Source organism: Streptomyces odontotermitis (genome assembly GCF_050510915.1).
Taxonomy (GTDB): Bacteria; Actinomycetota; Actinomycetes; order Streptomycetales; family Streptomycetaceae; genus Streptomyces.
This window is the reverse complement of record NZ_JBNJLS010000007.1, coordinates 14,469-40,830: the sequence shown is the minus strand read 5'-3', so window position 1 is coordinate 40,830 and position 26,362 is coordinate 14,469. Positions and strand designations below refer to the sequence as shown.

23 protein-coding genes and 1 pseudogene are annotated in these 26,362 nt (G+C 73.9%); 11 read left to right on the top strand and 13 right to left on the bottom strand.

The genetic code is table 11. The annotated features are described in order from the left end of the window. Window positions 1–49: 49 nt before the first annotated feature. Both ACQB60_RS21100 and ACQB60_RS21095 read right to left on the bottom strand, forming a co-directional pair. Complete coding sequence (locus ACQB60_RS21100) at window positions 50–3,001, bottom strand: ATP-binding protein (protein WP_496927602.1); 2,952 nt, start codon at window positions 2,999–3,001, stop codon at window positions 50–52. Between the two features lie 132 nt (window positions 3,002–3,133). Next, window positions 3,134–3,835: a CGNR zinc finger domain-containing protein gene (locus ACQB60_RS21095; protein WP_496927601.1), complete on the bottom strand. Its 702-nt coding sequence runs from the start codon at window positions 3,833–3,835 to the stop codon at window positions 3,134–3,136. Window positions 3,836–4,097: 262 nt separating this feature from the next. On the opposite strand from ACQB60_RS21095, the gene ACQB60_RS21090 reads away from it, so the two are divergent. From ACQB60_RS21090 to ACQB60_RS21075, 4 genes and pseudogenes are all read left to right on the top strand, one after another. After that, entirely contained in the window at window positions 4,098–4,247 is a 150-nt protein-coding gene (locus ACQB60_RS21090; protein ID WP_496927600.1) for a hypothetical protein, read from the top strand. Further along, window positions 4,238–4,978, top strand: a complete 741-nt coding sequence (locus ACQB60_RS21085; RefSeq protein WP_496927599.1) for a leucine-rich repeat domain-containing protein — start codon at window positions 4,238–4,240, stop codon at window positions 4,976–4,978. Before ACQB60_RS21090 ends, ACQB60_RS21085 begins: the two co-directional genes overlap by 10 nt. Window positions 4,979–4,996: 18 nt before the next feature. Continuing rightward, window positions 4,997–5,557, top strand: a pseudogene (locus tag ACQB60_RS21080) (SPFH domain-containing protein); the annotation flags it as partial. After that, entirely contained in the window at window positions 5,540–6,481 is a 942-nt protein-coding gene (locus tag ACQB60_RS21075; RefSeq protein ID WP_496927949.1) for a serine/threonine-protein kinase, read from the top strand. The pseudogene ACQB60_RS21080 and the gene ACQB60_RS21075, both read left to right, overlap by 18 nt. Before the next feature lie 72 nt (window positions 6,482–6,553). Here ACQB60_RS21075 and ACQB60_RS21070 read toward each other — a convergent pair whose 3' ends face one another. From ACQB60_RS21070 to ACQB60_RS21045, 6 genes are all read right to left on the bottom strand, one after another. Continuing rightward, window positions 6,554–7,450 carry a hypothetical protein gene (locus ACQB60_RS21070; protein WP_496927598.1) on the bottom strand — a complete coding sequence of 299 codons (897 nt, stop codon included), beginning with the start codon at window positions 7,448–7,450 and terminating at the stop codon, window positions 6,554–6,556. Window positions 7,451–7,563: 113 nt separating this feature from the next. Continuing rightward, window positions 7,564–7,806: a DUF397 domain-containing protein gene (locus ACQB60_RS21065; protein ID WP_496927597.1), complete on the bottom strand. Its 243-nt coding sequence runs from the start codon at window positions 7,804–7,806 to the stop codon at window positions 7,564–7,566. A 98-nt stretch (window positions 7,807–7,904) separates the two neighbouring features. Next, window positions 7,905–9,083 (bottom strand): thiolase family protein, encoded by a 1,179-nt coding sequence (locus ACQB60_RS21060; protein ID WP_496927596.1) that lies wholly within the window; start codon window positions 9,081–9,083, stop codon window positions 7,905–7,907. Continuing rightward, complete coding sequence (locus ACQB60_RS21055; RefSeq protein ID WP_496927595.1) at window positions 9,080–10,126, bottom strand: thiolase family protein; 1,047 nt, start codon at window positions 10,124–10,126, stop codon at window positions 9,080–9,082. Before ACQB60_RS21055 ends, ACQB60_RS21060 begins: the two co-directional genes overlap by 4 nt. Beyond that, window positions 10,127–11,086, bottom strand: a complete 960-nt coding sequence (locus ACQB60_RS21050; RefSeq protein ID WP_496927594.1) for a Zn-ribbon domain-containing OB-fold protein — start codon at window positions 11,084–11,086, stop codon at window positions 10,127–10,129. Window positions 11,087–11,225: 139 nt separating this feature from the next. Continuing rightward, complete coding sequence (locus tag ACQB60_RS21045; RefSeq protein ID WP_496927593.1) at window positions 11,226–12,026, bottom strand: crotonase/enoyl-CoA hydratase family protein; 801 nt, start codon at window positions 12,024–12,026, stop codon at window positions 11,226–11,228. A 165-nt stretch (window positions 12,027–12,191) separates the two neighbouring features. Here ACQB60_RS21045 and ACQB60_RS21040 point away from each other — a divergent pair, with 165 nt between their 5' ends. After that, a complete protein-coding gene (locus ACQB60_RS21040; RefSeq protein WP_496927592.1) occupies window positions 12,192–13,820 on the top strand; it encodes an acyl-CoA synthetase in 1,629 nt (542 codons plus the stop codon). A gap of 1 nt (window position 13,821) precedes the next feature. On the opposite strand, the gene aroQ is transcribed toward ACQB60_RS21040, so the two are convergent. Next, the gene (gene aroQ, locus ACQB60_RS21035; protein WP_496927591.1) at window positions 13,822–14,466 is read right to left on the bottom strand and encodes a gamma subclass chorismate mutase AroQ; all 645 of its coding nucleotides are present in this window, start codon (window positions 14,464–14,466) and stop codon (window positions 13,822–13,824) included. A gap of 238 nt (window positions 14,467–14,704) precedes the next feature. Here aroQ and paaK point away from each other — a divergent pair, with 238 nt between their 5' ends. Next, window positions 14,705–15,994 carry a phenylacetate--CoA ligase PaaK gene (paaK, locus tag ACQB60_RS21030; protein WP_496927590.1) on the top strand — a complete coding sequence of 430 codons (1,290 nt, stop codon included), beginning with the start codon at window positions 14,705–14,707 and terminating at the stop codon, window positions 15,992–15,994. Between the two features lie 12 nt (window positions 15,995–16,006). Here paaK and ACQB60_RS21025 read toward each other — a convergent pair whose 3' ends face one another. Next, on the bottom strand, window positions 16,007–16,858 hold the full coding sequence (locus ACQB60_RS21025) for a class I SAM-dependent methyltransferase (protein WP_496927589.1): 852 nt from the start codon (window positions 16,856–16,858) through the stop codon (window positions 16,007–16,009). Between the two features lie 52 nt (window positions 16,859–16,910). Here ACQB60_RS21025 and ACQB60_RS21020 point away from each other — a divergent pair, with 52 nt between their 5' ends. After that, the gene (locus ACQB60_RS21020; protein ID WP_496927588.1) at window positions 16,911–17,498 is read left to right on the top strand and encodes a TetR/AcrR family transcriptional regulator; all 588 of its coding nucleotides are present in this window, start codon (window positions 16,911–16,913) and stop codon (window positions 17,496–17,498) included. A 13-nt stretch (window positions 17,499–17,511) separates the two neighbouring features. Here the strand turns inward: ACQB60_RS21020 and ACQB60_RS21015 are convergent, their stop codons facing one another. Further along, window positions 17,512–18,219 (bottom strand): SDR family NAD(P)-dependent oxidoreductase, encoded by a 708-nt coding sequence (locus ACQB60_RS21015; RefSeq protein WP_496927587.1) that lies wholly within the window; start codon window positions 18,217–18,219, stop codon window positions 17,512–17,514. A 101-nt stretch (window positions 18,220–18,320) separates the two neighbouring features. Between ACQB60_RS21015 and ACQB60_RS21010 the strand changes: the two genes are divergently transcribed. Next, entirely contained in the window at window positions 18,321–19,151 is an 831-nt protein-coding gene (locus tag ACQB60_RS21010; RefSeq protein WP_496927586.1) for a helix-turn-helix transcriptional regulator, read from the top strand. Between the two features lie 26 nt (window positions 19,152–19,177). Here ACQB60_RS21010 and ACQB60_RS21005 read toward each other — a convergent pair whose 3' ends face one another. Both ACQB60_RS21005 and ACQB60_RS21000 read right to left on the bottom strand, forming a co-directional pair. Then, the gene (locus tag ACQB60_RS21005) at window positions 19,178–21,043 is read right to left on the bottom strand and encodes a SpoIIE family protein phosphatase (RefSeq protein ID WP_496927585.1); all 1,866 of its coding nucleotides are present in this window, start codon (window positions 21,041–21,043) and stop codon (window positions 19,178–19,180) included. 69 nt (window positions 21,044–21,112) lie between these two features. Beyond that, the gene (locus tag ACQB60_RS21000; protein ID WP_496927584.1) at window positions 21,113–22,006 is read right to left on the bottom strand and encodes a DUF7916 family protein; all 894 of its coding nucleotides are present in this window, start codon (window positions 22,004–22,006) and stop codon (window positions 21,113–21,115) included. A 208-nt stretch (window positions 22,007–22,214) separates the two neighbouring features. Between ACQB60_RS21000 and ACQB60_RS20995 the strand changes: the two genes are divergently transcribed. The 3 genes from ACQB60_RS20995 to ACQB60_RS20985 all read left to right on the top strand — a co-directional run bounded on the left by ACQB60_RS20995 (window position 22,215) and on the right by ACQB60_RS20985 (window position 26,336). After that, the gene (locus tag ACQB60_RS20995; protein WP_496927583.1) at window positions 22,215–23,006 is read left to right on the top strand and encodes a GntR family transcriptional regulator; all 792 of its coding nucleotides are present in this window, start codon (window positions 22,215–22,217) and stop codon (window positions 23,004–23,006) included. Window positions 23,007–23,217: 211 nt separating this feature from the next. Next, window positions 23,218–24,321: a tryptophan--tRNA ligase gene (trpS, locus tag ACQB60_RS20990; RefSeq protein WP_496927582.1), complete on the top strand. Its 1,104-nt coding sequence runs from the start codon at window positions 23,218–23,220 to the stop codon at window positions 24,319–24,321. Further along, window positions 24,321–26,336 carry an FUSC family protein gene (locus ACQB60_RS20985; protein ID WP_496927581.1) on the top strand — a complete coding sequence of 672 codons (2,016 nt, stop codon included), beginning with the start codon at window positions 24,321–24,323 and terminating at the stop codon, window positions 26,334–26,336. The genes trpS and ACQB60_RS20985 overlap by 1 nt, the downstream gene beginning before the upstream one ends. Window positions 26,337–26,362: the final 26 nt, after the last annotated feature.

The window sequence follows — 26,362 nt, the reverse complement described above, 5'->3', positions numbered from 1 at the left end:
GCCCGCGCCCGCCCCGGTCCGGGCGCCGCGCTCAGCCCGCCGCGGACCCTCACTCAGCCGCCTCCGGCCGGGTCTCCCACAGCGCCCCTCCCCCTCCCCTTCCCTCTCCTCGCGCCAGCACCGAGGCCAGCCCGTTCCGGTCCGTGCCCACCTTTCGGTACACCGAGGACAGGAGGCGGGTCACCGTCGCCTCGTCCGTGTGCAGGGTCTCGGCGACCTCCGCGGCGGACCGGCCGCGGGCCGTGAGCTCGGCGGCGGTCTGTTCGCCGCGGGTGAGCGTGTCCGTCTCGGGGCCGCGCAGCGGGCGGGGGCGGAGCCCGGCCGCCGCGAGCTCGTCGCGGGCCCGCTCCACGAGGCCGTCGGCGCCGCACTGCACCGCCGTGTCGAGCCCCCGGTACAGCGGCTCCGCGGCGTCCTTCGCGCGGCCCGCGCGGCGCAGTTCGCCGCCCAGGGAGACGAGGGCGCAGGCGAGTTCGTACGCTGCCGGGGACCGCTCCAGGTGGCCGACGGACTCCTCGAGGAGCTTGACGCGGGCCGCGCCCGGGGACACCTCGGCGGTGATGCGCAGCGCCTGGCCCACCGCCGAGGGGGTGGCGAACCTGCGGGCGCGCCGGACGGCGGCGTGCGCGGTGGCGGTGGCGCGCTCGGGCGCCTCCTGGGCCTCGGCGAGCGCGAGGTGCAGCTGCCAGGGGCACCACGCGGGGTTGCGCATGCCGCGCGGGTCCAGGCGGCGGCCCGCGGCGGCGAGTTCGGCCGCCGCGTCCTTGGCGAGGCCGCGCGCGAGGAGCAGTTCGCCGTGCACGGTCTGCGCGTCGGGGAAGACCACGGCGGCGGGGAACGGCGCCTCGAACCCGTGGGCCAGCGCCGTGCGCTGCGCCTCGTCGACCCGGCCGCGGGCCAGCAGGACCTCGATGAGGATGCCGACGGCGTACCAGTGCGCGGGAGTGCTCGGCCCCACCCGGCGTGCGAGGCCGAGGCCCGCGCGCACGAAGTCCTCGGCCTCCGCGAGCCGGCCGCGCCGGTAGCGGACGTACGCGAGGAGGGTGTACGCGAAGGACAGGTGGGCGCCGCGCCAGCCCTGCCGTTCGAAGTCGGCGATCCCGGCGGCGAAGAGCTCCTCGGCGCGCCCCGGCCGGTCCGCGTACAGGAAGGTCAGGGCGACCAGGACGGGCACCTCGAAGCCGCGGTCCTCCTCCGCCCAGCCGAGGCCGCCGACGAGGGCGCGCTCGGCGTGCCGTACGACGGTGGCGGCGGGCTCGGCGCGCAGCATCGCGTCCCAGGCGCGCAGGCCGATGACGTACCGCTCGGTGAGGTCGCGCCCCGCCAGCCGGTCGGCGAGCCGGGCCAGGCGTCTGGAGCGGGCGGGCGAGTCGGGTTCGTCGGCGCGGAAGGCGTCCCACATGAACTGTTCGGCGCGCATGCGCAGGCGCACCCGGGGATCGCTGGTGACGCGCAGCTCGCGGGCGAGGGTGTCGGACGCCTCGCCGAGGCGGTCGGCGTGGGCGAGGACCTGGGAGAGCCGGTAGACGATGTGGTGGCGCAACTCCGGGTCCTGGAGCGGCTCTTCGAGGGCGGCGCGCAGATGGTTGACGGTGGTGGCGGGCTCGGTGAGCAGGGACGCGCAGCCCAACTCGTAGAGGACGGCGGCGCGGTCGCCCCAGGGCGGGGGTTCGCGCAGGGCGCGGGCGAGGTAGCGGCGGGCGGCCTCGGGGGCACCGGCGCGCACGGTGGCGCGGGCGGCCTCGCGCAGCTGCCGCACCACCCAGGCGTCGCCGTCGGGGTGCACCTCGAGGAGGTGGCGGGCCGCGGCCGGCGCGCCGAGCCCGGCGTTGACGACGGTCCAGGCGGCCTGGCCGTGCAGCGCGACGCGGACGCCGCAGGGGATGCACTGGTAGACGGCGGTGGCGACCAGCGGGTGGGTGAACTCCAGGGTGTCCGCGTCGGTTTCGGGTCCGGCGAGCACGCGGGCGGAGCGCAGCCGGTCGGCGCAGTCCGCGGCCTCGCGCTCGCCGATGCCCGCGACGGAGGCGGCGTGTGCCGGGGAGATCGCGGTGCCGAGGACGGCGCAGGCCCAGGCGAAGCGGACGGTGCTGGTGCCGAGCCGCTCCAGGCGCGCGGCGAGTCCGTTGCCCTTCACGGCGGCGGCCAGGTCGCGCAGGAGTCCGGCTCCGGCCTCGTTGGGCGGCAGGCCGCGGTCGCGGACCTTCGCGGTGAGTTCGACTGCTTCGAAGGGGTTGCCGCCGGTGACGGCCCAGCACTCGCGGCAGAACGCCTCGTCGGCGTGGGCGCCGAGCCCGGCGCGCACCAGGCGGGCGATGGCCATGGCGCTGAGCGGTTCGAGGGCGATGGGACGGCGGCCGGAGCGGCCGGGCAGCTGCCTGAACTCCTCCGCGTACGGGGGGAGTTCCTCGGGCCGGTAGGCGACGACGAGGAGCAGCGGCAGGGTCTCGGCGCGCGGCGCGAAGGCGCACAGCCAGCCGAGGGACTCGGCGTCGGCCCAGTGCGCGTCGTCGACGGTGACGACGAGCGGGGCGCGGCGCACGGCCAGGTCGGTGAGCACCCAGTCGAGGCCGTCGCGCAGCCCCTGCGGGTCGGGCGGCGCGCCACCGGTCGGGGCGCACAGGCCGAGGGCGGGGCCCACGATGGCGTACCAACTGCCCAGCGTGGCACGGAGTTCGGCCTCGGGGATCCCGGCGAGGAGCGGCTGGACGAGCTGGCGGGCGACGTGGAAGGCGACGCGCCGCTCCTGGTCGCCGCCGCGCGCGGCGGCGACCGTGCAGCCCTTGGCGGTGGCGGCGCGGCGCGCCTCGGCGAGCAGCGAGGTCTTGCCGAGGCCCGCGCGGCCCTCGAAGGCCAGGAGGGCGCCGCGCGGCCGGTCGGGGGCCGGCGGACCGTGGTGCGGGAGCCCGCACAGGTCGCTCAACGCCTCGTTCACCGCGGCGAGTTCGCGGTCGCGCTCGAAGAGGGTGCGGCGGTCGCTGGTGAGAGGTCGCGGCTCCAAAGGGCACCCCCTGCCACAGTGGTGCGCCGGGCGCGCGCAGCAGGCCACGGCACGCCCCCCGGCACTTCAGCCTACGCCCGCACGGCCCCCGGAGGGCGGCCTCCGCGAAGCTTCAGGACTGCTCAGACCCGCTCAGGAGCCTTCTCGCACCCCACCCGTGCCGCCCGCGTCCCGGTGCCGCTGGTGGTGCCTTGCCACCCGGGCCCGGTTGCCGCAGGAGGGCTTGCACCACTCCTGGCGCGGGTGCTCCTTGAGGAAGTACCGCACGCAGCGCGGCGCGTGGCAGGCCCGCAGGCGCGGCAGGTCGGGCCCGGCGAGGAAGGCGAGGGCGGCGCGGGCGAGGGCGGCCGTGAGCAGGTCGGGGGCCGGGGCCTGGGCGGCGGTCTCTTCCCGTACGAGGGGCGGGGCGCTCACGGACCCGCCCAGGGGCCCTCGCACGGGCCCTCCCTTGGCATCGGGGCCGGGGTCGCGGTCGCGGTCGGACCCAGCCTCCGGCCAGTGCAGGACGGGCACGACCGGGACGCGCGCCGCGGCCGCGTTGAGCCGGTCGACGGCGTCCTGGAGCGGCAGCAGCCGGTGGGCGTCGGCGGGGCTCGGCTCGCCGGGGCGGACGGCGCGGGCGAAGAGGGCACGGACGGCGGCGCGGAGCTCGCGGACGGCACCGAGCACGGCGTCGTCGGCCACGAACGAGCCGTCGGGCAGGGGCAGTTGAGCCGAGCGCTCACGGACCCACGCGGTGAGCCCGGCGGGCGCGTCGAGGTCGTCGGTCACGCCCCCGTTGCCGTCGTGGCGGATGGTGAGGGCGAGGTCCAGAGCGAGCGACGAGTCGGGCATGACCTAATGATAAGGTCGCGGCCACCCATTAGCTGATGCACAGGTGACGCCCGCGGGGGCGCCCGGGCCCCGCGTGGTCGGCCGGGCCCGGCCTCGGCGGCCCCGCCTCGCACGGGAGACCGAGCCCGCACGGGAGGCCCGACCACGCACGGGAGACCCGACCACGCACGGGACGACCGACCCGGCACGAGAGCCCGACCTCCCAAGCGCGACCCGGCGCCGCCGACCACGTGCACAGCGGCGCGCAACGGAAAGGAGCTTCGTGGACGACGATCTGCGTCAACTGCTGCACGGGATCGAGGTGTTCGCCGGGGCCGAGTCCCGGCAGCGCGCCAAGGACCGCCGCCACACCCGCCTCACGCATCCGCGAGCGGCGGCCGGGACGCGGGAGCGCCGGCTGCCGTGGCCGTGACCGAGAGCCCCGACGGCACCCGCCTCTCGTACTGGCGCGACGGCCTCACCGAGACGCCCCCGGAGATCTGGGACCACCCGGACGTACGCGTCCTGATCCTCGCGGACAACGCGCTCACCCACGTGCCCGCCCGCCTCGCCACCCTGCGCTCCCTGTGCACGCTGGACCTCGGACACAACCAACTGACCTCTCTGCCCGAGGAGTTGACCACCCTCCCCCTGGACGGATGCCTCTACGTCCACGACAACCACCTGACGGGGCTGCCCGCGACGCTCGGCCGCCTGGACCGGCTGACCTACCTGAACGTCGGCGAGAACCGCCTCCGCGCACTCCCGGACTCCCTCGGCGGCCTGTCGGACCTCGTCGAACTGCGCGCCCAGCACAATGAGTTGACCACACTCCCCCGCGCGCTCGGCGACCTCGCGGCACTGCGTGAGCTGTGGCTGCGCGGCAACGCCCTGACCGAGCTCCCCGACTCGGCGGGGCGACTGCGGGAGCTGCGCGAACTGGAGCTGCGCGAGAACGCCTTCACGGAGGTGCCGGGGGCGCTGCGCGGGCTTCCGCTGTTGCGCAGGCTCGATCTGCGGGGCAATCGGCTGCGCGAACTTCCCCCGTGGATCGTAGAGTTGCCCCACTTGGAGAAGCTCGACCTCCGCTGGAACGAGGTGCCCGAGGGCGACGCTGCCGTCCAGGGTCTCCGGGCTCGCGGGTGCGTGGTGCTCAATACCTGACGAACAGAGGGAGCAGCGATGGAGCCAATGATCATCGTCCTGATCATTCTGGTGCTACTGGCCCTCATCAGCCTTCTCAAGACGATCCAGGTGATCCCGCAGGCCAGCGCCGCCATCGTGGAGCGCTTCGGCCGCTACCGGCGCACCCTGTACCCGGGGCTGAACTTCGTCGTCCCGTTCGTCCACACCATCCGCAGCCGCATCGACCTGCGCGAACAGGTCGTGCCCCTCCCGCCGCAGCCGATGCGGACCCAGGACAACCTGGTGGCCAACGTCGACACCGTCCTCTACTACCAGGTGGTCGACCCCCGCGCGGCCACCTACGAGATCAGCAGCTACATCCAGGCGATGGAGCAGCTCGTCATCACCAACCTCCGCAACATCTTCGGCGGCATGGACCTGGACCGTGTCCTGGTCTCGCGCGAGCAGATCAACTCCGCCCTGCACGGAATCCTCGACGCGGCCGCAGTCAAGTGGGGCATCCGGCTCAACCGCGTCGAGCTCAAGGCGATCGAGCCGCCCGCCTCCTACCGCGGACCGGCCGAGCGGCGGGCGCGCGCCGTGCCCGACCGGCCCGCCCCGGCCGCCGCGCCCCCACGGGCGGCCCCCTCACGGACCGCGCCGCTGCCCGCACCGAGGGCCGAACTCCCGCCCGCGCACCGCCCGTTGGAGGACGGCGACCCGCGCCGCATCGACCGCTACCGGCTGACGGCGCGGCTGGGGGAAGGCGGGATGGGGACCGTCTATCTCGGTCACTCGCCGGGCGAGCGCCTGGTCGCGGTGAAGGTGATCCAGCGGGAGCTGGCCGCCGACCCCTCCTTCCGGCAGCGCTTCGGCCGCGAGATCAGTTCCGCGCGCAAGGTCGGCGGCTTCCACACCGCGTCCGTCGTCGACGCCGACCCGCACGGCGACCCTCCCTGGCTGGTCACCGAGTACATTCCCGGTCCGTCCCTGCACGACGTGCTGAACCGGCACGGCGCGCTCCCCGCCCGCACCCTCCAGACCCTGGCCATCGGCATCGCCGAGGCCCTGGAGGGCATCCATCAGTGCGGCATCGTCCACCGCGACCTCAAGCCGAGCAACATCGTGCTCTCCGACACCGGCCCGCGCGTCATCGACTTCGGCATCGCCCGAGCCCTCGACGCCACCGCCCTCACCCGTACCGACCACGTCGTGGGCACCCGGGGCTTCCTCGCCCCGGAGCAGCTCACCGGCGCACCGGTCACCTTCGCCACCGACGTCTACGCCTTCGGCATGGTGCTCTGCCACGCGGCGGGGGCCGTGCCCGCGGACGGCGAGTCCCTGGAGTCCGCCCTCGCGCTGCTGCCGTCCCGGCTCGTCGACGTCGTCAGCGGCTGCCTCCACCACGATCCCGCGACGCGGCCGGCCCCCGCCGAGGTCATCGAGCGGCTCACCCGTCAGCACCCGTCGGCCGACGACTGGCTGCCGCCTCCCGTCCGCACGCTGATCGAGCTGCACAAGTCCCCGACGGCTACGGCGTAGTGACCCGTCCGCGCCTCAACGGGCTCAAGGGACTCAAGGGACTCCACGATCTCAACGGGCGCACGCGCGGGGCTACTTCTTCAGCCCCGCCATCGCCTCGCGCGTGTCCGCCGTGAGCATCTTCTCGACCTCGTCCGCCGTCGGCGCCTTGCCCTCGTCGTCCGAGGGGCCGCCGTAGCTGCTCCACTGCATGTCCATCGTGAACCCGCCCTCGCGGACCGAGACGACCATGCTCTGGAGCTGCTTCTTGCCCGAGCTGCCGCCCGTCTCCGTCGTCACGAACGCCTCGTCGCCGAGGCCCTTCACCGCCTTCGTGCGGTACGTGTAGGTGTCCTGCGACTGGTCCTCGCGGGCCTTCTGGTACGAGGCGAACTCGTGGGCCGGGTCGACCTTCTTGTGCCAGGCGGCCGTCGCGTACACGTAGGTGTAGGAGTAGTCGGAGGACGACTTGGGGTCCTTGAGCTTGCGGGTGCACTGGCTCTGGTCGAGGGTCTTCTGCTGCGAGCCCCAGTGGGTGTCCGCCTTGGACTGCGGGTCGCGCTCGTAGCGCTTCAGGAGGGCGCTCAGCTTGGTGACGTCGCAGAGGTTCTGCCGGTACGCGTATCCGGCGAGCGACGGCTTGTCGTCGCCTCCGCCACCGCCGCTGCTGTCCGACCCGAGGTTCCCCGTGGCGAAGAGGCCGCCCGCCCACAGCGCCGACGCCAGCACCACGCCGCCCAGTCCCCACACCCAGCCGCCGGCCGCCTTGCGGGGTCCGCCCGGCGGCGCGGGCGGGGCCGGCGGCGGCCCACCGGGCATCCCGGCCTGGGGCCCGCCCTGCATCCCGGCCTGGGGCGGCTGTCCGTACGGGCCCGGCTGCTGGCCATAGGGGCCCGGCTGCTGGCCGTAGGGCTGGGGCGATCCCGCACCCTGGGGCTGCTGGTAGGGGTTCGGCCCGTACGGGCCCGGCTGCGGGTTCGGTGTCGACATGAGCCGCAATGTACTTCAGGCCACCGCAACCCAGAATGCCCGCCCGGAACGGGGGCGGGACCGGGTGCGCACTCTGCCCCGGTCCCTCCCGCTCCGTCCTGCGGGCTCAGCTCCTACGTCAGGTCGAACTCGCCCTCACGCGCCCCGTGCACGAACGCCCCCCACTCTGCGGGCGTGAAGATCAGGGACGGACTCTCGGGACGGCCGCTGTTGCGCATCGCGATGAAACCCTCGACGAATGCGATCTCGACGTCCCCGCGCCCCTGGCTGCTCGAGCGCCAGTGGGCCCCGGTGAGGTCGAGCTCCGGCTTGTTCCAACCCGTGAGCGGATGCTGCTGAGTCGTGCTGTCGGCCACGTCCGTGCTCCTCCCGATCCGTCCTGCGCCGTCAGCCTAGCTTTCGCCTCCGGCGCCGCACAGCCCGCGTCGTCAGGATCGGTGCGCGGCCGGCGTCCTCACGTGCTCGGCGGCTCCGAACCCACCAGCCACATGGCGAAGAACTGCGAGCCGCCGCCGTACGCGTGGCCCAACGCCCGCCGCGCGCCGTCCACTTGATGTTCACCCGCGAGCCCGCGGACCTGGAGCGCCGCCTCCGCGAAGCGGATCATGCCGGAGGCGCCGATGGGGTTGGTGGAGAGCACCCCGCCGGACATGTTGACCGGCAGGTCGCCGTCGAGCTCGGTGACACCGGACTCGGTGAGCTTCCAGCCCTCGCCCTCCGCGGCGAAGCCCAGGTTCTCCAGCCACATCGGCTCGTACCAGGAGAAGGGGACGTACATCTCGACCGCGTCGATCTCGCGGCGCGGGTCGGCGATGCCGGCCTGCCGGTAGACGTCGGCCGCGCAGTCCTTGCCCGCCTGCGGCGAGACGAAGTCCTTGCCCGCGAACATGGTCGGCTCGCTGCGCATCGCGCCGCCGTGCATCCAGGCGGGCGGCTTCGGCGAACGGGCCGCGCCCGCCCGGTCGGTGAGGACCATCGCGCACGCGCCGTCCGAGGACGGGCAGGTCTCCGAGTAGCGCACCGGGTCCCACAGCATCGGGGACGCCTGCACCTTCTCCAGGGTGATGTCGTGCTCGTGGAGGTGCGCGTACGGGTTCTTCAGGGCGTTCCTGCGGTCCTTGTACGCGACGAGGGAGCCGACCGTGTCGGGGGCGCCCGTGCGCCGCATGTACGCGCGGACGTGCGGGGCGAAGAAGCCGCCCGCGCCCGCGAGGAGCGGCTGGGTGAACGGGACGGGCAGGGACAGGCCCCACATCGCGTTGGACTCCGACTGCTTTTCGAAGGCGAGGGTGAGGACCGTGCCGTGGACCCGGGCCGCGACGAGGCCCGCCGCGACCAGTGCCGTGGAGCCGCCGACGGAGCCCGCCGTGTGCACGCGCAGCATCGGCTTGCCGACCGCGCCGAGCGCGTCGGCGAGGTACAGCTCCGGCATCATGACGCCCTCGAAGAAGTCGGGGGCCTTGCCGATGACCACGGCGTCGATGTCGGCCCACGTCAACTGGGCGTCTTCCAGGGCTCTTTGGGCGGCCTCGCGGACGAGTCCGGCGATGGAGACGTCCTTGCGGGCCGCGACGTGTTTGGTCTGCCCGACGCCGACGACGGCCACCGGCTCCTTGCCTGTCGTGCTGCTCATCGGGCGTCTCCTTCCAGGACGGCCACCAGGTTCTGCTGGAGACAGGGACCTGACGTGGCGTGGGCGAGGGCGCGGTCACAGGCGCCGCGGTGGATCCGGGCGGCCGCCTCGCCGATGCGGAGCAGCCCGGCGGCCATGATCGGGTTGGCGGCGAGCGCGCCCCCGGACGGGTTGACGTTCACCTCGTCGCCGAGACCGAGCGCCTTGCGGAGCACGACTTCCTGGGAGGTGTACGGGGCGTGCAACTCGGCGACTTCCACGGGCCGTTCGAAGGCGCCCGCGCGTTCGGCGGCGAGCCGGGTGGACGGCGAGTCGGTGAGGTCGCGCACGCCGAGGCTGTGCGCCTCGATGCGGTGGTCCATGCCGCGGATCCAGGCGGGCCGCTCGCACAGTTCGCGCGCCCGGTCACCGGCGGCGAGGATCACGGCGACGGCGCCGTCACTGACGGGCGGGCAGTCGCCCTTGCGCAGCGGCTGCACCAGGTAGTCGCCCTGTGCCACCGAACCCGTCACCTGCGCATGGGAGTTGGCGCTCGCGGACTCCCGGCTGCGCGCGGCGACCTGGGCGAGCGCGGGCTCGTCGGTCTCCCCCGCGTCGATCAGCGCCTGCGCCTGCAGCGCGGCGAGCGCGACCGCGTCGGGCCACAGCGGGGCCACGTAGTACGGGTCGAGCTGCCGGGTCAGCACGTCGCGCACCGAGCCGGGAGAGGACTTCCCGTACGCGTAGACGAGGGCCGTGTCCACCTCACCGGTCAGCAGCTTCACCCACGCCTCGTACATGGCCCAGGCCCCGTCCATCTCCACGTGCGACTCGGAGATCGGCGGCCAGGCGCCCACCCCGTCGAGCGTCATCGTGAAGGAGAAGGCGCGGCCCGCGAGGTAGTCGGAGGAGCCGGAGCAGGTGAAGCCGATGTCGCTGGTCTTCAGCCCGGTCTGCCGAAGGACCTGGTGCAGGACCGGCATCACCATCTCGACCTCGGACAGCTCGTCGGAGCTGCGCACGTGGTCGCTCTGCGCGAACGCGACGATCGCTACCTCTCGCATCTACACCAGCTCCTTGTACGTGTCGTAGTCGGCGTCCGGCTCGCCGGTGGGCCGGTAGTGATCGGGATAGCGCCCGCCCTCGGTCCACACCGGTTCGACCCGCAGCCCCATCCGGACCTGGTCGTACGGGATGCCCGCGATGCGGCCGTGCAGCGCGAGGTCGGCGCCGTCGAGCGCGATGTGCGCGTAGACGTAGGGCAGTTCGATGTCGAGGTTCTTGGCCTTGACGTTCACGATGCAGAAGGTGGTGACGGTGCCGCGCGGCCCTACCTCCACCCGGTCCGTGGTCGCGACCCCGCAGGTGGGGCAGGCGCCGCGCGGCGGGACGTACACCTTCGAGCAGGAGGGGCAGCGCTCGCCGACGGCCTTCCGGTCGGCGAGCGCGTTGATGTACGCCGTCTGGGCGCGGCCCGGGGAGTACGTGTAGTCGAGGCGGGCCTCGGCGACGATCCCGCTGACGGCGTCGGCGAACTCCCCGTCATGCGGGGCGACTTGGCCTTCCTCCTGACCGTCGTACGGCTCGAAGCAGGCGATGTCCGTGATGGCGCCGACCCGTTCGGCGGCCCACCGGACCCGCACCCGCATCCCGGTGCGCACGGCGTCGGGCCCGGGGACGTCCAGGGCGTGCAGCAGGGCGGTGTCGGCGCCGTCCAGCTTGACCAGGACCCAGGCGAACGGCCCGTCCAGGGGCTGCCCGCGCCGGTGTTCGGGGTTCCAGGCCCAGGTGGTGACGGTCCCGGTGGCGCCGACCTCGACGAGGTCGCGTATCTCCTCGGCGGTGACGGGGTCGTACTCGACGGGCGGGACGAGGACCTTGCCGTCGCCGGTCCGCACGCCGAGGACGGTGCGCTCTCGCAGTCCGGTGAGGAAGGCGGACTGGACGGGGCCGAGGGAGCGGGTGAAGGGGAACTCGACGACCAGAGGTGCTCGTAGCACCTCCGGTGCGGGGGTGGGGGCCATGGGCGGGCTCCGTTTCTCTCTGGGTGTCGGGGGTGGGACGCTCTTCGGGGGGCGGAGATTCTGCGGGTGCGCTGTGGCCGGTCGCGCTCACGCGGCGGAGCCGCACATCGGCACGGTTCCGCGCCCCCGCGGGGCGCTCTCACTCGCGCCGGTACACCGGATCCCGCTTCTCGGCGAACGCCTTCGCCCCCTCCTTCGCGTCGGCCGTGTCGAAGATCGGCCACCCCCGCTTGAGCTCGGCCGCGAGACCCTCGGACTCGGTCATCTCGGCGGCTTCGTACACCGAAGCCTTGATCGCCTCCACGGCGAGCGGCCCGCACGCGTTGATCTGTCCGGCGATCTCCAGCGCCTTGTCCAGCGCCGTCCCCGACGGGACCACATGCCCGACGAGCCCCACCGCGGCGGCCTCCGCGGCCGTGTACGGGCGGCCGGTCAGGAGCATCTCCAGGGCGTGGGTGCGGGGGATCTGCCGGGGCAGCCGGACCGTGGAGCCGCCGATGGGGAAGAGCCCGCGCTTGACCTCGAAGAGCCCGAACGTCGCGGACTCCCCGGCCACGCGGATGTCGGTGCCCTGGAGGATCTCCGTGCCGCCCGCGACGCAGTAGCCCTCGACCGCCGCGACGACCGGCTTGCGCGGCCGGTGGTGGCGGAGCATCGCCTTCCAGTGCAGATCGGGGTCGGCCTTCATGCGGTCCCGGTACGCCTGTCCGTCCATGCCCTTGCCCGCGAGGGCCTTGAGGTCCATGCCCGCGCAGAAGTCGCCGCCCGCGCCCGTCAGTACGACCGAGCGGATCGAGTCGTCCGCGTCGGCTTCGAGCCAGCCGTCGTACAGGCCCACGAGCAGCGGAAGCGAGAGCGCGTTCTTCGCCTCCGGCCTGTTCAAAGTGAGCACCAGCGTGGCGCCCTCGCGCCGCACGGTCAGGTGTTCCGTCCCACCCATTGCCGTCCTCCCGTCTCGAGACCTAGAACAGGTTGCAGGAGTGGGGGGTTCACTTCAATAGCTTTCTGACAGTCAGTCAGATTTCTTGCCCCGCCCCCTTCCCACTTCTCGCCCGCGGCGCTCTAATGACCGCCGAGTCAGTAGCAGCCGGGGTCAGGAGGAGCGGTGGAGTACAACCTTGCCGACCTGTTCGAGTCGGTCGTCGACGTGGTCCCCGACCGCGAGGCGCTCGTGTACATCGACCACCCCGGGACGGGGGCGGAGCGCCGCCTCACCTACGCCGAACTCGACGCGGCCGCCAACCGCATCGCCCACCACCTGATCGACAGCGGCCTCAAGCCGGGCGAGCACCTGGGCCTGCACCTCTACAACGGCGTCGAGTACCTCCAGACGGTGCTCGCCTGCCTCAAGGCGCGCCTCGTGCCGGTGAACGTCAACTACCGGTACGTGGAAGAGGAGTTGATCTACCTCTACCGGGACGCGGACCTCGCGGCGCTCGTCTTCGACGCGGAGTTCACCGCGCGCGTGGCCGCCGCCCTGCCGCAGACGGAGAAGCTGCGGCACCTCGTGCGGGTGGGGCCCCCTCCCGAGGACGCCCCTCCCCTGGACGTCACGCCGTTCAAGGACGCGGAGGCAGCGGGCTCGCCCACGCGCGGCTTCGGCCCGCGCTCCGCCGACGACCTGTTCATCATCTACACCGGCGGCACCACCGGCATGCCGAAGGGCGTCATGTGGCGCCAGGAGGACCTGTTCTTCGCGGGGCTCTTCGGCGGCGAGCCGACGGGCGACCCGGTGAGCCGGCCCGAGGAACTGGCCGAGCGCGTCGCGAAGAACAGCCCCGGCCTCACCTTCTTCCCCGCTCCCCCGCTGATGCACGGCACCTCGACGCTCACCTCGTTCATCGCCTTCAACTACGGCCAGCGGGTGGTCATCCACCGCAAGTACGTGCCCGAAGAGGTGCTGCGCACCATCGAGAAGGAGAAGGTCTCCAGCATCTCCCTGGTGGGCGACGCCATGCTGCGGCCGCTCATCGACGCCCTGACCGGCCCGCTCAAGGGCACGGACCTCTCCTCCCTGTTCAGCGTCTCGTCGTCGGGCGCGATCATGTCGGAGTCCGTGCGCGCCCAGTTCCAGGAGCTGGTGCCGAACGTGCTGCTCCTGAACAACTTCGGCTCGTCCGAGTCGGGTTCCAACGGCAAGGCGACGGACGACTCGGGCCCGGAGAAGGGCTTCCGCCTGGAGGTCAACGAACGCACGATCGTGGTGGACCCGGGCTCGTACGAGCCCGTGCCGGTCGGCGAGGTGGGCCGCATCGCCCAGCGCGGCCATGTACCGCTCGGCTACTACAACGACCCGAAGAAGACGGCCGAGACCTTCTTCCAGCGCGACGGCGTGCGCTGGGTGCTCCTCGGCGACATGGCCACCGTCGACGACCAGGGCATCGTGACCGTCCTCGGCCGCGGCTCGCAGTGCATCAACACCGGCGGCGAGAAGGTCTATCCGGAAGAGGTCGAGCAGGCACTCAAGTCCCACCCCGACATCTACGACGCGCTGGTGGCCGGGGTGCCCGACGAGCGCTGGGGCAACCGCGTCGCCGCGGTCGTCCAACTCCGCGACGGCGCGGACCCCTTGGACCTGACGTCCGTCCAGACCCACTGCCGCACCCGCCTCGCCGGGTACAAGATCCCCCGGGCGGTCGTCTTCACCGACCGCATCCAGCGCTCCCCCAGCGGCAAGGCGGACTACCGCTGGGCGAAGTCGGTGGCGGCGGGGGCGGCGGCGGTGCGGGACTGAGTCAGCCCTGACTGCCGGTGACCGTGCACACCGACCGCAGCGAGCGGGCCAGGGCGAGCGCGTGCAGGCCGTCCAGGTGCCGCTCGTGGCGGACGTGCGCGGCACCGGCGGTCAGCAGCCCCGCACACCACGGCGCCGAGCGCGCGGACCCCGACCGCGCGATGGCGCCCACCAGTTCACCGTTGATCCGGTTGATCTCCTTGCGCACCTCGGCGAGGTCGGGCCGCTCCGCCGGCGCCTGCTCGGGGTGCGCGTCCCACCGCCGGAACAGGCCACGCTGCACGACCTTGCTGGCCTCGATCTGGTCCCGGAAGATCCGCACCGTCGCCGCCGGGTCGGCCCCGAGCTCCCGCGCCTGCCGTGCCACGTCGTCCAGGACCTGCCGCTCGCGGGCCGGGTCGTCGATGGGGCTGTCCGTGCCGTACTTGGCGGCGGCGACCAGGTCGGAGGTGGCCAGGCGCTGGGCGGAGAGGTCGGCGAGGGTCCTCAGTTCGCCGTACGGACCGCTGTGCGCGGGCGCGGAGGCGTGACGGGGAGCCGGCGGCGCGGACGCGGCGACGGCCGCGCCCTCCCCCGCGAGCAGGGCGCAGACCAGGGCTCCCACGGTCAGGGCGCGGCGGGCGGTGGACGAGGCGGTGTGCTGCACGGGTGTCCCCTTCGCGATCGGTGCGGACCGGCGGCATGCTACGTGCCGTTGCCACTGGCTCCTGCCCCGTGCCACATGCCATCACGCACCCCGCGAACCCGGTCCGCACCCCGCGCCCACCAGGCCGAATCGTCACCGCGCGATCTCTTGACGCCCGCCCTCGCTCCTGAATTACTGACCTCGGACGAAGATCGACGAACGAATGATCGGTCGACCCTTCCGGAGGGAGAGGCTCCCCATGACGGCTTCGCTTGACGCGGCGGAACGGCTCGGCCCGGAGGAGCTTCGCACCCTCCAACTGGAGCGTCTCCAGGACACGTTGCTGCACGCGTACGAGAACGTGCCGCACTACCACGCCGCCTTCGACAAGGCGGGCCTGCGCCCCGAGGACTGCCAGTCGCTCGCCGACCTGGCCCGGTTCCCGTTCACCACGAAGGCGGATCTGCGCGCCAACTACCCCTTCGGGATGTTCGCGGTGGAGCAGTCCGAGGTGCGCCGCCTGCACGCGTCGAGCGGCACCACGGGACAGCCCACGGTGGTCGGCTACACCGAGCAGGACCTCACGATGTGGGCGGACGTGGTGGCCCGCTCGATCCGCGCGGCGGGCGGCCGGCCCGGCGACAAGGTCCATGTGGCGTACGGATACGGCCTGTTCACGGGCGGCCTCGGCGCGCACTACGGGGCGGAGCGGCTCGGCTGTACGGTCATCCCCGCGTCGGGCGGCATGACCGCGCGCCAGGTGCGGCTCATCGAGGACTTCCGCCCCGAGATCATCATGATCACCCCCTCGTACATGCTGACGCTCCTGGAGGAGTTCGAGCGGCAGGGCATCGACCCGCGCACGACGTCGCTGCGGGTCGGCATCTTCGGCGCCGAGCCGTGGACGGAGGGGATGCGGCGCGAGATCGAGGAGCGGTTCGCGATCGACGCGGTCGACATATACGGCCTGTCGGAGGTGATCGGCCCGGGTGTCGCGCAGGAGTGCGTGGAGACCAAGGACGGACTGCACATCTGGGAGGACCACTTCTACCCGGAGGTCGTGGACCCCATCACGGGCGAGGTGCTGCCGGACGGCGAGCGCGGCGAGCTGGTCTTCACCTCGCTCACCAAGGAGGCCATGCCCGTCATCCGGTACCGGACCAGGGACTTGACGCGGCTGCTGCCCGGCACGGCGCGGATCTTCCGCCGGATGGAGAAGGTCACCGGCCGCAGCGACGACATGGTGATCCTGCGCGGCGTCAACCTCTTCCCGACGGCTGTCGAGGAGATCGTGCTGCGCACCCCGGGGGTCGCCCCGTACTTCCAGCTCCGGCTGACCCGCGAGGGCCGCATGGACGCGCTGACCGTCCGCGCGGAGGCCCGCGCCGACACGACGCCGGAGCGGCGTCAGGCCGCGGCCCGGGAGATCGCGGCGGCGGTCAAGGACGACCTCGGGGTGTCGGTGGCCGTGGAGATCGTCGACCCGGAGACCATCGAGCGCTCGGTGGGGAAGTTCAAGCGGATCGTGGACCTGCGGGACAAGGGCTGAACCCGGCGCGCCTCAGCCGCTCGCCGTGCGCACCGCCGTGAGGGCGATCGTGCGGATCGGCATGGTGAACGCGCCGCCCATCCCGTCGATGACCTCGCCGACGCCCGCGAGCAGCAACTCCAGCTTGTCGGCGGGAATGCGGGAGGCGTCCCCGCCGGTGCGCAGCTGCTCCAGCCACGCGTCGCGCGGATAGGTCCGCTCCCAGTCGTGGCGCCACTCCTCGGGGCCGTCGAACCGTCCGGCGCCCCCTTCCCGTATGCCCTCCGACACCTTGGCGAGGAGCGGCGCGTAGCCGTCGGCCGTAGACTTCGTCCAGGGGTTGAACGGGGCGTCGGGCAGGACCCGCTGATGGACCTCGGCGAAGGCCACGGCCACCTGGGGCGCGGGCAGGAACACATTCCAGAACACGGTCAGGCGCCCGCCGGTCCTGAGCACGTCGGCGGCCCTGGCCGGGCCCGCGACCGGGTCGATCCAGTGCCAGGTCTGCCCGGCCACGACGGCGTCGAAGGTACGGCCCGCGGCGTCCCAGGTCTCGAAGGCGGCCACCTCCACGTCGAGGCCGCGCTCGCGCGCGAAGGCGGCCATGCGCGCGTCCACGTCGACGCCGAGCACCCGCGCCCCGGCGGCCTGGAGCTGACGGGCGGCGATGCCGGTGCCGCAGCCCACGTCGAGGACGTCCGGGCGGCCGGGCCCCTCGCCCCGGGCGACGATCCGCTCGATCAGGGCGTCGGGGTAGCGGGGGCGGGCGCGGTCGTAGCGGGCCGGGTCCGTGCCGAAGGACTCCGCCATCTCCCGTGCCTGGTGGGGCTCTTGCGCACGGGTCGTCTCCCGGAGCGGGCCGCGCTCCGGCGGTATAGTGGGCATGTGCCCACCATAAGCGGGCACATGCCCACTCGTCGAGAAGGAGGACGTTCCGGTGCCGACCGGCGTGGCCATCCGTGACCCCCGCGAGCAGCTCTTCGGGGCCGCCGAACGCGTCCTGCTCCGGGACGGCCCGAGCGCCCTGACCAGCCGGGCCGTCACGGCCGAGGCGGGCTGCGCCAAGGGCGTCCTGCACCGGCACTTCGACGACTTCGACGCGTTCCTCGCCGAGCTCGTCCGCGACCGGGTCGCCCGGATCGAGGGGCGACGCGCCGCCCTGTGCTCGGCCGCCGGGACCGCCGACGTCGCGGACCGCCTCGCCGAGACCCTCACCGACCTCTTCGAGTCGGTCGCCGTCGCGATCGTCGGCCTCATCACCTCGCGGGACGAACTGCGCGCCCGGCTGCGGCAGTTCACCCCGGTCGGCATCCCCCTCCTGACGGAGGCCACCGCGATGCTCGCCGCCTACCTGGACGCCGAGCGCGCACAGGGCCGGCTCGCGGCGGACGCCGACGTCGGCACGCTCGCGCCCACGCTGGTCGGCGCCGGGCACCTGCTCTTCGCCGACCGGCACGCGACGCCGCCCACGGCCGATGCCGTACGGAAGGTCGTGACGACGGTCCTCGCGGGCGCCCTCCCCTAGGGACGGGGTTCGGCTACCAGGGCAGGGTGCCCCGGGCGTCGACGTAGCCGCCGGTCGGTCCGTCCGCGCCCACCAGCGCCATCCGCACGATGATCTCGGCGCCCTCCTCGACGGTCTGGACGCCGGTGTTCCCGTTCAGGTCGGTCTTGGTGAAGCCGGGCTCCACCGCGTTGATCCGCATCGTCGGGAACGCCTTCGCGTACTGGACGGTGAGCATGTTGACCGTCGTCTTCGAGGCGGGGTAGGCGACGCCCGGGTAGCCGTGGGCCGGGTGGTCCGGGTCGGTGGCATGGGCGAGCGAGGCCAGGCCGCTGCTGACGTTGACGACGACCGGGGCGGCCGAGCGGGCGAGGAGCGGCAGGAACGCGTGCAGGACGCGCACCACGCCGAAGACGTTCGTCTCGAAGGTCTCCCGCATCATGTCGGCGGTCAGCTCGGCGGCACCGATCATGCCGTTGTCCGGGCCGCGCGACTCGATACCCGCGTTGTTGACGAGGACGTCGAGCCCGCCGTCGGCCTCGACGGTCCTGGCGGCGGCCGCCACGGACGCGTCGTCGGTGACGTCCAGCTGGACGAAGCGCGCGCCGAGCTGCTCCGCGGCGCGGCGGCCGCGTCCGGCGTCGCGGCTGCCGATGTAGACGGTGTGCCCCGCGGCGACGAGCCGGCGGGCGGTCTCGAGGCCGAGACCCTTGTTGGCTCCGGTGATCAGTGTGGTGGTCATGGGTCCAGCCTGCGGCGGCCGGGCGGGGGGAGCCAGGAGTCCGGTCTTCCTGGGACTCGCAGTACCAGGAAGAGCGGCGCGCGGCGGTGCACAGTGGGGGCATGGCGACCACGGAGTTCGGGCGGATGGTGCGGCACCGGCGCGACCGGGTCTCCCCTGCTGCGGCCGGGCTCCCGGCGGGCGGGCACCGCCGCGCGGCCGGGCTGCGCCGCGAGGAGCTCGCGCTGCTGGCCGGGATCTCCGTCGACTATGTGACCCGCCTGGAACAGGGCCGCGCCGCCAACCCCTCGGAGCAGGTCGTCGAGGCGCTGGGGCGGGCGCTGCGTCTGTCGGGCGCCGAGCGCGAGCGGCTGTTCCACGCCGCCGGGCTCGTACCTCCGGGGCAGGGCACCGTGCCCGCGTACATCACGCCGAGCGTGCACCGGATGCTGGACCGGCTGACCGGGACGCCCGTCGCGGTCTCCGACGCCTCGTGGACGCTGCTGCTGACCAATCCGCTGTACACGGCGCTGATGGGCGAGCGGCACGGCCGGGAGCGCAACGGCGCGTGGCGGACCTTCCTCGGCACCAACGAGCGGGTGCGGCACACCACGCAGTCGCAGGAGGCCCTGGAGAGCGCGGTGGTCGGCGATCTGCGCGAGGCCGCGCGCCGCTATCCGGCGGACCGGCGGCTGCGGCGCCTGATCGCCGAACTGCGCGCGCACAGCGAGCGGTTCGCGGGGCTGTGGGACACGGGGGCGGTCGGCCGCCACGAGGCGTCGCGCAAGACGATCGCGCACCCGGAGGTGGGCGCCCTCACGCTGGACTGCGACGTGCTCACGGTCGCGGGCAGCGACGTGCGCGTCATGGTCTACACGGCCGAGCCCGGCAGCGAGGACGCCGAGCGGCTCGCGCTGCTGTCGGTGATCGGCACGCAGTCGCTGGTCGAGTAGGCCGGGCCCCTTCGTGAACCGGGCGCTCAGCTCTCGGGCCTGGCGCGCTGCCGGGCCGCGAGCAGGGCGATGTCGTCGTGGGCCCGCCCGTCGGTGAGTTGGGCGAGGACGTCGTCGAGGATCTGCTCCAGGCCGTCCCCGGCACCAAGCCGCAGGCGGGTCAGGCGGGTGAGCGAGGTGTCGATGTCCTCGCCCCTGCGCTCCACCAGACCGTCGGTGTAGAGCAGCAGGGTGCCCCCGGGCAGGGCGGGCCGCACGACGCTCTCGTAGCCGCCGAGCCCGGTGCCGAGCGGGGGCCCGGCCGCCAGGGGCAGCAGCTCGGCCCGGCCCTGCGGGGTGAGCCGGAGCGGTGGCAGATGGCCCGCGTTCGCGTACGTCATCGTGCCCGCGGCCGAGTCGCCGAGCGCGAGCAGACAGGTGGCGACGCGGTCGAAGCCGGAGGCCGCGACCATGTGGTCGGCCTGGGCGAGGACCTGGTGCGGCGGCAGTCCGGTGGCGGCGAGGGCGCGCAGCATGGACCGGTAGTGGCTCATGGCCACGGCCGCCTCCACCCCGTGCCCCATCACGTCCCCGATGACCAAGAGGTTGCGCCCCTCGGGCAGGGCGAGCGAGTCGAACCAGTCGCCGCCGACCACGGCGCTGTCGTCGGCGGGCAGATAGCGCGATGCCGTCTCCAGGTTCGGGTGCGGCACGGACGGTTCGCTGAGCAGCGCCCGCTGGAGTTCGAGGGCCATGGTGTGCTCCCGGGCGAACTGCAGGGAGCGCTCCAGGGCCCGCGACGCCCGCTCGGCGAGCTCCTGCGCCACCGCGGTGTCGTCGCGGGTGAAGGCGGGCGCGGGCCAGAGCCGGACCATCGCGAGTGTGCCGATCGTCCGCTCCCCGGTGGCCAGGGGCACGACCAGGACCGAGTGGACGCCCGCGGCGCGGTAGCGGGCGGCCCGCTCCTCGTCGGGCCCGTGTCCCGCCCGCTCCCCGTCGGGGCCGGGCACGGGCCCGGTCACCGGCAGGTTCCGCAGCAGGGGCCGCCCGCCCTCCAGACAGCCGCGCACCGGCGAGTCCGGGCCGTGATCGGTGTACTCGCCCCCGGCTCCGTCGTCCCCGTCGCCGCCGTCGATGAGCGGCCGCAGCTTCTCCCGGAACCCCTCCTGCGCGCTCACGGCCGCCCGCCGCAGCCGCGTGACGCCCGCGGGAACCCGGCAGGGCCGCCCCGGCACGTCCTCGACGACCAGCTCGACGGTCGCGCCGGTCGCGAGCCCCGGCACCACGAAGTCGGCGAGCTCCTGGCACGTGGTGTCGGTGTCCAGGGTGGTGCCGATCCGCGCCTCGGCGGTGTGCAGCCGGGTCATGCGCAGATGCGCGCGCTCCAGGTTCCGCAGGTACTGGCGCGGCTGGCTGACCTCCAGGCCGATGCCCACCACCCCGACGACCGCGCCGTCCGGGCCGTACAGCCGGTGGTACGTGCTGCGCCACACCCGGTGCTCGTACGGGGACATGGCCCGGGTGCGGCCCGAGCCGACCAGCTCACGGGGGCGCCCGTCGCGCAGCACCGCGCGCAGGACCTCCTCGGGCCGGGACACGCCGGGCACGACGTCGGCGAGGGTGCGGCCCAGGTGCGCGGCGGCGGGCAGGCCGTTCATGCGGGCCATGTGCGGGTTGACGTACAGGTAGCGGAGGCGGGTGTCGAGGACCGCGACGCCGGCCTGTGTGCCCTCCACGATCTGCCGCAGGATCCGGTACTCGCGGCCCAGGGGTGCGGCCGCGGCGGCCGCCCCCGCGGCCGCGAGCACCGTATCGGGCGCCACGGACAGCAGCGGCCGCGGCGACGAGGAGTCCAGCTCCACCGGCGTCCTCCCGTCCGTGGCCCCGGCTCTTGCGCCGAACCGGTCTTCCATGATCCGACGGGGGTGGGTCGGCCGCACGTCGCCCGGGCGCGGACCGCTCGCGGGCGCCGGCGCGGGCGCTCAGCCGCGCTTGCGGCCGTTGCGGCCCATGCGGTGCCAGGTGTGGCGGCGGCCGCGGATCGCCACCGAGTAGGCGTAGAGGAACTCGGGGTCCATGGCCCCGGCGACGTAGGCGTCGCCGATGTGGTGGGCGTCGACGCCGATCTCCTTGGCGGTCAGGGCGAGTTGGGGCACGAGGTTCCGGTGCGAGCCCTCCTGGCTGGTGCCGATGGTGCCCATGGCGATGGCCCCGGCTGCGTGGATGCCGCGCACGGCCTCGGCGGCGATCTCCCGGGTGACGCCGGGCACGGTGCCGGGCAGCGGCACCAGGACGCCGTCGGCCCCGGCCTCGGCCACGGCCGTCATCCCGACCGCGTCCAGGGGCTCGGAGCGCCCGGCCATGTGCATCTTGCCGGACCAGATCGCCGCGTCGTCGCCGAGCGCGGCGCGCAGCCGCTCGCTGGTGCGGGCGATGTCGGCGAGGTCGGCGCCGGTGGCCGGGTTGGCGGTCACGCACAGCAGGGCGGCGCCCTGGTCGACGAGGCGGCGGGCGTTGTCGTCGGTGGCCTTGCGCCCCTCGGGCACGTCGCCCGGTTCGAGGTTGACGCCGATGGGGCGGCCCACGAAGTCGGCGAGGTCCGCGAGGGAGGCGAACTCGCCGAGGACGGGCAGGTTCCAGCGCTCGCCGTCGAAGACCTTCTCCAGCATGTTGAGGATGACGATGTCACCGCCGAAGGCGGCCACCAGCTCGATGTTGGAGACGCCGCCGGTCTCGTGCGCACTGGCGAGCATCGCGGTGCCGGGCCAGACCTCGCCGACGACGGCGCGGCCCTCACTGGCGGCGACGGAGGCGGTCAGGGCGCGGCCGCGCAGGGCTGCCAGCTGGGTGCTGTCCAGGTCGAGGATGCGGGACATGTGTGGGTCCTTCCGGTCGGAGGCGGCTGCCGGGCGGCCGCGGTTCGGTGCCGCGGTCCCGGCGTGGCGTGTCCCCCCTGCCTGCTCTTCCAGATATACCAGAGCCATACCAGTTGGACGGGGGTCCTTCGGCCCCCGTACCGCCCCCCTCGGGCCCTGAGCCGAAACACGCACACGGCACGCCCCCGCACCGCAGAGAGGCCCCTCGATGCCCCGAGACGCGACGCCCCCGGACGGTCGACAGCCCGGCGCCCCCCGCTTCGATCCCGTACCGGCGGACGGCGCCCAGCCCCCGTATCTCCTCGCGAAGCAGTCCCTGGCGCACGCCATCGCGACCGGCGCCCTCGCCCCCGGCCAGCGGCTGCCTTCGGAGCGGTATCTGTGCGAACAGCTCGCCGTCAGCCGCGTCACGCTGCGCCGCACCCTGACCGCGCTCAAGGAGGAGGGCCTCGTCGACTCGTCGCCCCGGCGCGGGTGGCGGGTCGCCGACGTCGGCTTCACGCACGCGGCGGACGCCTCGGCCCTCGCCGGGTTCGCGGACGTCAACCGCCGCCTCGGCCGCGCCGTCACCGCCCGCGTCCTGCTCACCCGGACCCGCAAGGCACGCTCGGAGGAGGCCGAGCGGCTCCAACTGCCCACCGGTGCCGCCGTGTTCGAGCTGCACCGGCTGCGTTCCCTCGACGGGCTCCCGGTCTGCGTCTCGCACGACCTGGTCCCCGCCGCCGTGGCGCCCGCGCTCGCCGACGCCGACTTCACGAGCGCCTCCCTGTTCGCGCTCCTCACCGCGGCCGGGCACGCCCCGGCGACCGCCCGGTACACGGCCCGCGCCGCCCTCGCCACCGCCCAGGAGCGCCGCCACCTCGACCTCTCCGCTCCGGCGCCGGTCCTGCACACGACCCGCCTCTCCCACGACGCCGGCGGCGCCCCGTGCGCCGACAGCCGGGAGACCTACCGGGCCGACCGGTACGAGCTGCGGGTGACTCTCGGCCGGGGGAAGTGAGGGGACAAAGACCCTGCGTCGCCCGCGCGTTCACGCGCTAGCATGTCCGCATGCCCAACACGCCTTGTCTCTGCTGGTGGCGCTCCCTCTAGGAGCGGCCACCCACAAGGCATACCCCGGGCCGTTCACGCGGACGGTCCGGTCTGTGCTTCTTCCTCACAGCACCTGCCCGTCCGGCGGCGGCCTTCGACCCCGACGGCAGGAGAAGCCCATGAGCACCTCGACCCCTTCGACCGGCACGACCGGCGAGACCACCACGACCGGCCAGGCCGGTCCGGCCGCCACGACCAGCACGACCAGCACGGCCGAGCTGGAGGACCGGCTGCGACGCGAGCCAGGTTCCTTCCGGGTGCTGACCGGCGACCGCCCCACCGGCGCCCTCCACCTGGGCCACTACTTCGGCACCCTGCGCAACCGCGTCCGCCTCCAGGACCTGGGCGTGGACACGTTCATCCTGGTGGCCGACTACCAGGTGCTGACCGACCGGGACGTCGCCGACCACCTCGCCGAACACGTCGAGGACCTGGTCCTCGACTATCTGGCCTGCGGCATCGACCCCGAGCGTTCCACGGTCTTCGCGCACAGCGCGGTGCCCGCCCTCAACCAGCTGATGCTGCCGTTCCTCTCGCTGGTCTCCTTCTCCGAGCTGGGCCGCAACCCCACCGTCAAGGACGAGATCGCGCACTCCCGGCAGTCGGCGGTGAGCGGCCTGATGTTCACCTATCCGGTCCACCAGGCGTGCGACATCCTCTTCTGCAAGGCCAACGTGGTGCCCGTGGGACAGGACCAGTTGCCGCACCTCGAAGTGAGCCGCACCGTGGCCCGGCGCTTCAACTCCCGTTACGGACAGGTCTTTCCGGAGCCCGACGCGCTGCTCTCGGCCGCGCCGCTGCTGCTCGGCACGGACGGCACGAAGATGAGCAAGTCCCGGGGCAACGCGATCTCCCTGTCCGCGACCGCCGACGAGACCGCGCGGCTCATCAAGGGCGCGAAGACCGATGCGACGCGGCAGATCACGTACGACCCGGAGCACCGCCCCGAGGTCTCCAGCCTCGTGCTGCTCGCCGCCCTGTGCCAGGACCGGGACCCGCACGAGGTCGCCGCGGAGATCGGCGACGGCGGCGGCGCCGCGCTCAAGCGGACGGTGACCGAGGCGGTCAACGAGCACCTCGCGCCGCTGCGGGCGCGCAGGGAGCAGTTCGCCGCGGACCGCTCGTACGTACGGAAGGTCCTGCGCACCGGCAACGAGCGGGCCAACGCCGTGGCCGAGGCCACCCTGGACGAGGTCCGGGCCGCGATGGACATGCGCTACTGATGACCGACCCGGCACACCCCCGCACCCCTTCCCCCTCCCCTTCTCCACCGGCGCCGACGCCGTGGTGGCGGCACGCTCTGCGCGGGCGGCCCCACCCGGTCGACCGAGCCCTTGTGGCGCGCGGCGGGGCGGGCATCCTCGTCCCGCTCGCGGTGGGCCAGGCGACCGGTCATCCGGTGGCGGGCGCGGCCGCGGCGCTCGGTGCCTATGGCGCCGCCCTGGACGACATCGGCTCCGGCTCCTACCGGGTGCGGGCGCTGTCCCTGTTCCTGCCCCAGCTCGGCGGCGCGATCGGGCTTGCCCTGGGGCGGCTCACGGGTGGGCAGGCGTGGGCGGCGATCGTGCTGATGGCCGTGGTGGCCGTCGTCTCGGGCCTCATCTCCACGCTGGGGAGGGTCAGTTCGATGGCGGGCCTGGTGCTGCTGCTCGCCTCGATCATGGGCCTGGGCATGCCGCCGACGGGCCCGTGGTGGCAGCAGCCGCTCCTGTTCCTCGCCGGTGGGCTTCCCCTGATGCTGCTGTCCCTGGCGCCGTGGCCGCTGCGCCGCCACCGCGCGGAGCGGACGGCGGTCGCGGAGGCGTACCGGGCGGTGGCGGGGTTGCTGGAGGCGGGGCGGGGCGCCGCCGGGAGCGCGAAGGCCGGCCGCGAGCCAACCGGCCACCGGGCACCCGGCCGCGATCCGGACGACCGCGCGCCCACCGACCACGAGCCGACCCACCGCGAGCCCACACCCGACTCGCCCGTCCACCGCGAGCCGGCCGGCAACACGTCGCCCACCCCCGAACCCTCCCCCTGGCCGCAGGCCCGCCGCACCGTCACCAGCGCCATGAACCACGCCTACGACCTCCTCGTCGTACGGCGGCTGCGTCCGCCACGGGCCCGCTCCGTCCCGGCCGTCCTCACCGCGCGGCTCGACGCGCTGGTCGAGGTCATCGCCGCCGCGCCCGCCGTCCGGCACGCCCCGAGCCCGCCCCCGCCGGAGTACGCCCAGGCCCTGCGGTCCCTCGCCGACGCCGTCGAACGGGGCGCCCCGGAGGCCGAGTTCGGCAGCCTCCCGGCGCCCCGCACCCCGCAGGACCGCGCCCTGCGCGCCGCCCTCGACCACACCGTCCTGGACCACGCCGCCCCGGATGGCGACGCCCGGCCCACCCGTCCGGATCCCGTCGCCCCTCGCCGCCTCGGCCCCCACGCCCCCGTCCGCACCCGGCTGCGCACCGCGCTCGGCCGCACGCTGCGCGACCCCGAGTCCTGGCAGTACGCCCTGCGCCTGACCGCCTGCGTCACCGCCGCGCAGACGGTCGCCTCGCTCACCTCGCTCCCCCGGGCGCCCTGGCTCGTGCTCACCGTTGCACTGATCGTCCGGCCCGATCTGGGCACCGTCACCGGGCGCACCCTGCTGCGCTGTCTGGGCACCGTGGGCGGGCTGCTCGTCGGGTACGCGGCGCTGACCGTGCTGCCCGGCGCCTGGCCGCGCATCGCCGCCGTCGTGGTGTTCACCGCCGCGCTGCAGGCCGTCGGGCGCCGCAACTACGCGCTCCAGACCCTCTGTCTGACCCCGATCATGATCCTGCTGGCCGACCGGATGGGACACCAGGGGACGACCTTGCTGGGCGCCCGGCTCCTCGACACCCTGGTGGGCTGCGCGATCGCCCTCGTCGTCGGCTATCTCCTCTGGCCCGAGCACCGCGCCCCGCATGTGCCGGACCGGCTCGCCGCCCTCCACCACGACCTCGCCGCCTACGCGGAGCACGCCCGCACCCCCGCACCCGACCCCCTCGACCAGCACCTGCTGCGCCGCCGCATCCACCGCCAACTCGCCGCCCTGCAGGAGGAGTTCCTGCGCGCCCGCACCGACCCCCGGCTCCGCGCCACCCTCGACCGGTACGAGCCGCTGCTCACCGAAGCCGCCGAGAAGGCCGAGCGCATCGCCGCCGCGGCGGCCCGGCACCCCGGCCGGGGCACCGCCGCGCCCACCACCTCCGACACGGCCCCGCGCACCACCCCACACCCCTAACAAACCTTGACGAACTTGTTCGCTAC

Coding starts and splice junctions, on each gene's coding strand:
- ACQB60_RS21055 (WP_496927595.1), bottom strand. CDS start 10,126: ATGCGAGAGGTAGCGATCGTCGCGTTCGCGCAGAGCGACCACGTGCGC.
- ACQB60_RS21000 (WP_496927584.1), bottom strand. CDS start 22,006: ATGTCCCGCATCCTCGACCTGGACAGCACCCAGCTGGCAGCCCTGCGC.
- ACQB60_RS21095 (WP_496927601.1), bottom strand. CDS start 3,835: ATGCCCGACTCGTCGCTCGCTCTGGACCTCGCCCTCACCATCCGCCAC.
- paaK (WP_496927590.1), top strand. CDS start 14,705: ATGACGGCTTCGCTTGACGCGGCGGAACGGCTCGGCCCGGAGGAGCTT.
- ACQB60_RS21060 (WP_496927596.1), bottom strand. CDS start 9,083: ATGAGCAGCACGACAGGCAAGGAGCCGGTGGCCGTCGTCGGCGTCGGG.
- ACQB60_RS21005 (WP_496927585.1), bottom strand. CDS start 21,043: ATGGAAGACCGGTTCGGCGCAAGAGCCGGGGCCACGGACGGGAGGACG.
- ACQB60_RS20985 (WP_496927581.1), top strand. CDS start 24,321: ATGACCGACCCGGCACACCCCCGCACCCCTTCCCCCTCCCCTTCTCCA.
- ACQB60_RS21015 (WP_496927587.1), bottom strand. CDS start 18,219: ATGACCACCACACTGATCACCGGAGCCAACAAGGGTCTCGGCCTCGAG.
- ACQB60_RS20995 (WP_496927583.1), top strand. CDS start 22,215: ATGCCCCGAGACGCGACGCCCCCGGACGGTCGACAGCCCGGCGCCCCC.
- trpS (WP_496927582.1), top strand. CDS start 23,218: ATGAGCACCTCGACCCCTTCGACCGGCACGACCGGCGAGACCACCACG.
- ACQB60_RS21010 (WP_496927586.1), top strand. CDS start 18,321: ATGGCGACCACGGAGTTCGGGCGGATGGTGCGGCACCGGCGCGACCGG.
- ACQB60_RS21045 (WP_496927593.1), bottom strand. CDS start 12,026: ATGGGTGGGACGGAACACCTGACCGTGCGGCGCGAGGGCGCCACGCTG.
- ACQB60_RS21050 (WP_496927594.1), bottom strand. CDS start 11,086: ATGGCCCCCACCCCCGCACCGGAGGTGCTACGAGCACCTCTGGTCGTC.
- ACQB60_RS21070 (WP_496927598.1), bottom strand. CDS start 7,450: ATGTCGACACCGAACCCGCAGCCGGGCCCGTACGGGCCGAACCCCTAC.
- ACQB60_RS21025 (WP_496927589.1), bottom strand. CDS start 16,858: ATGCCCACTATACCGCCGGAGCGCGGCCCGCTCCGGGAGACGACCCGT.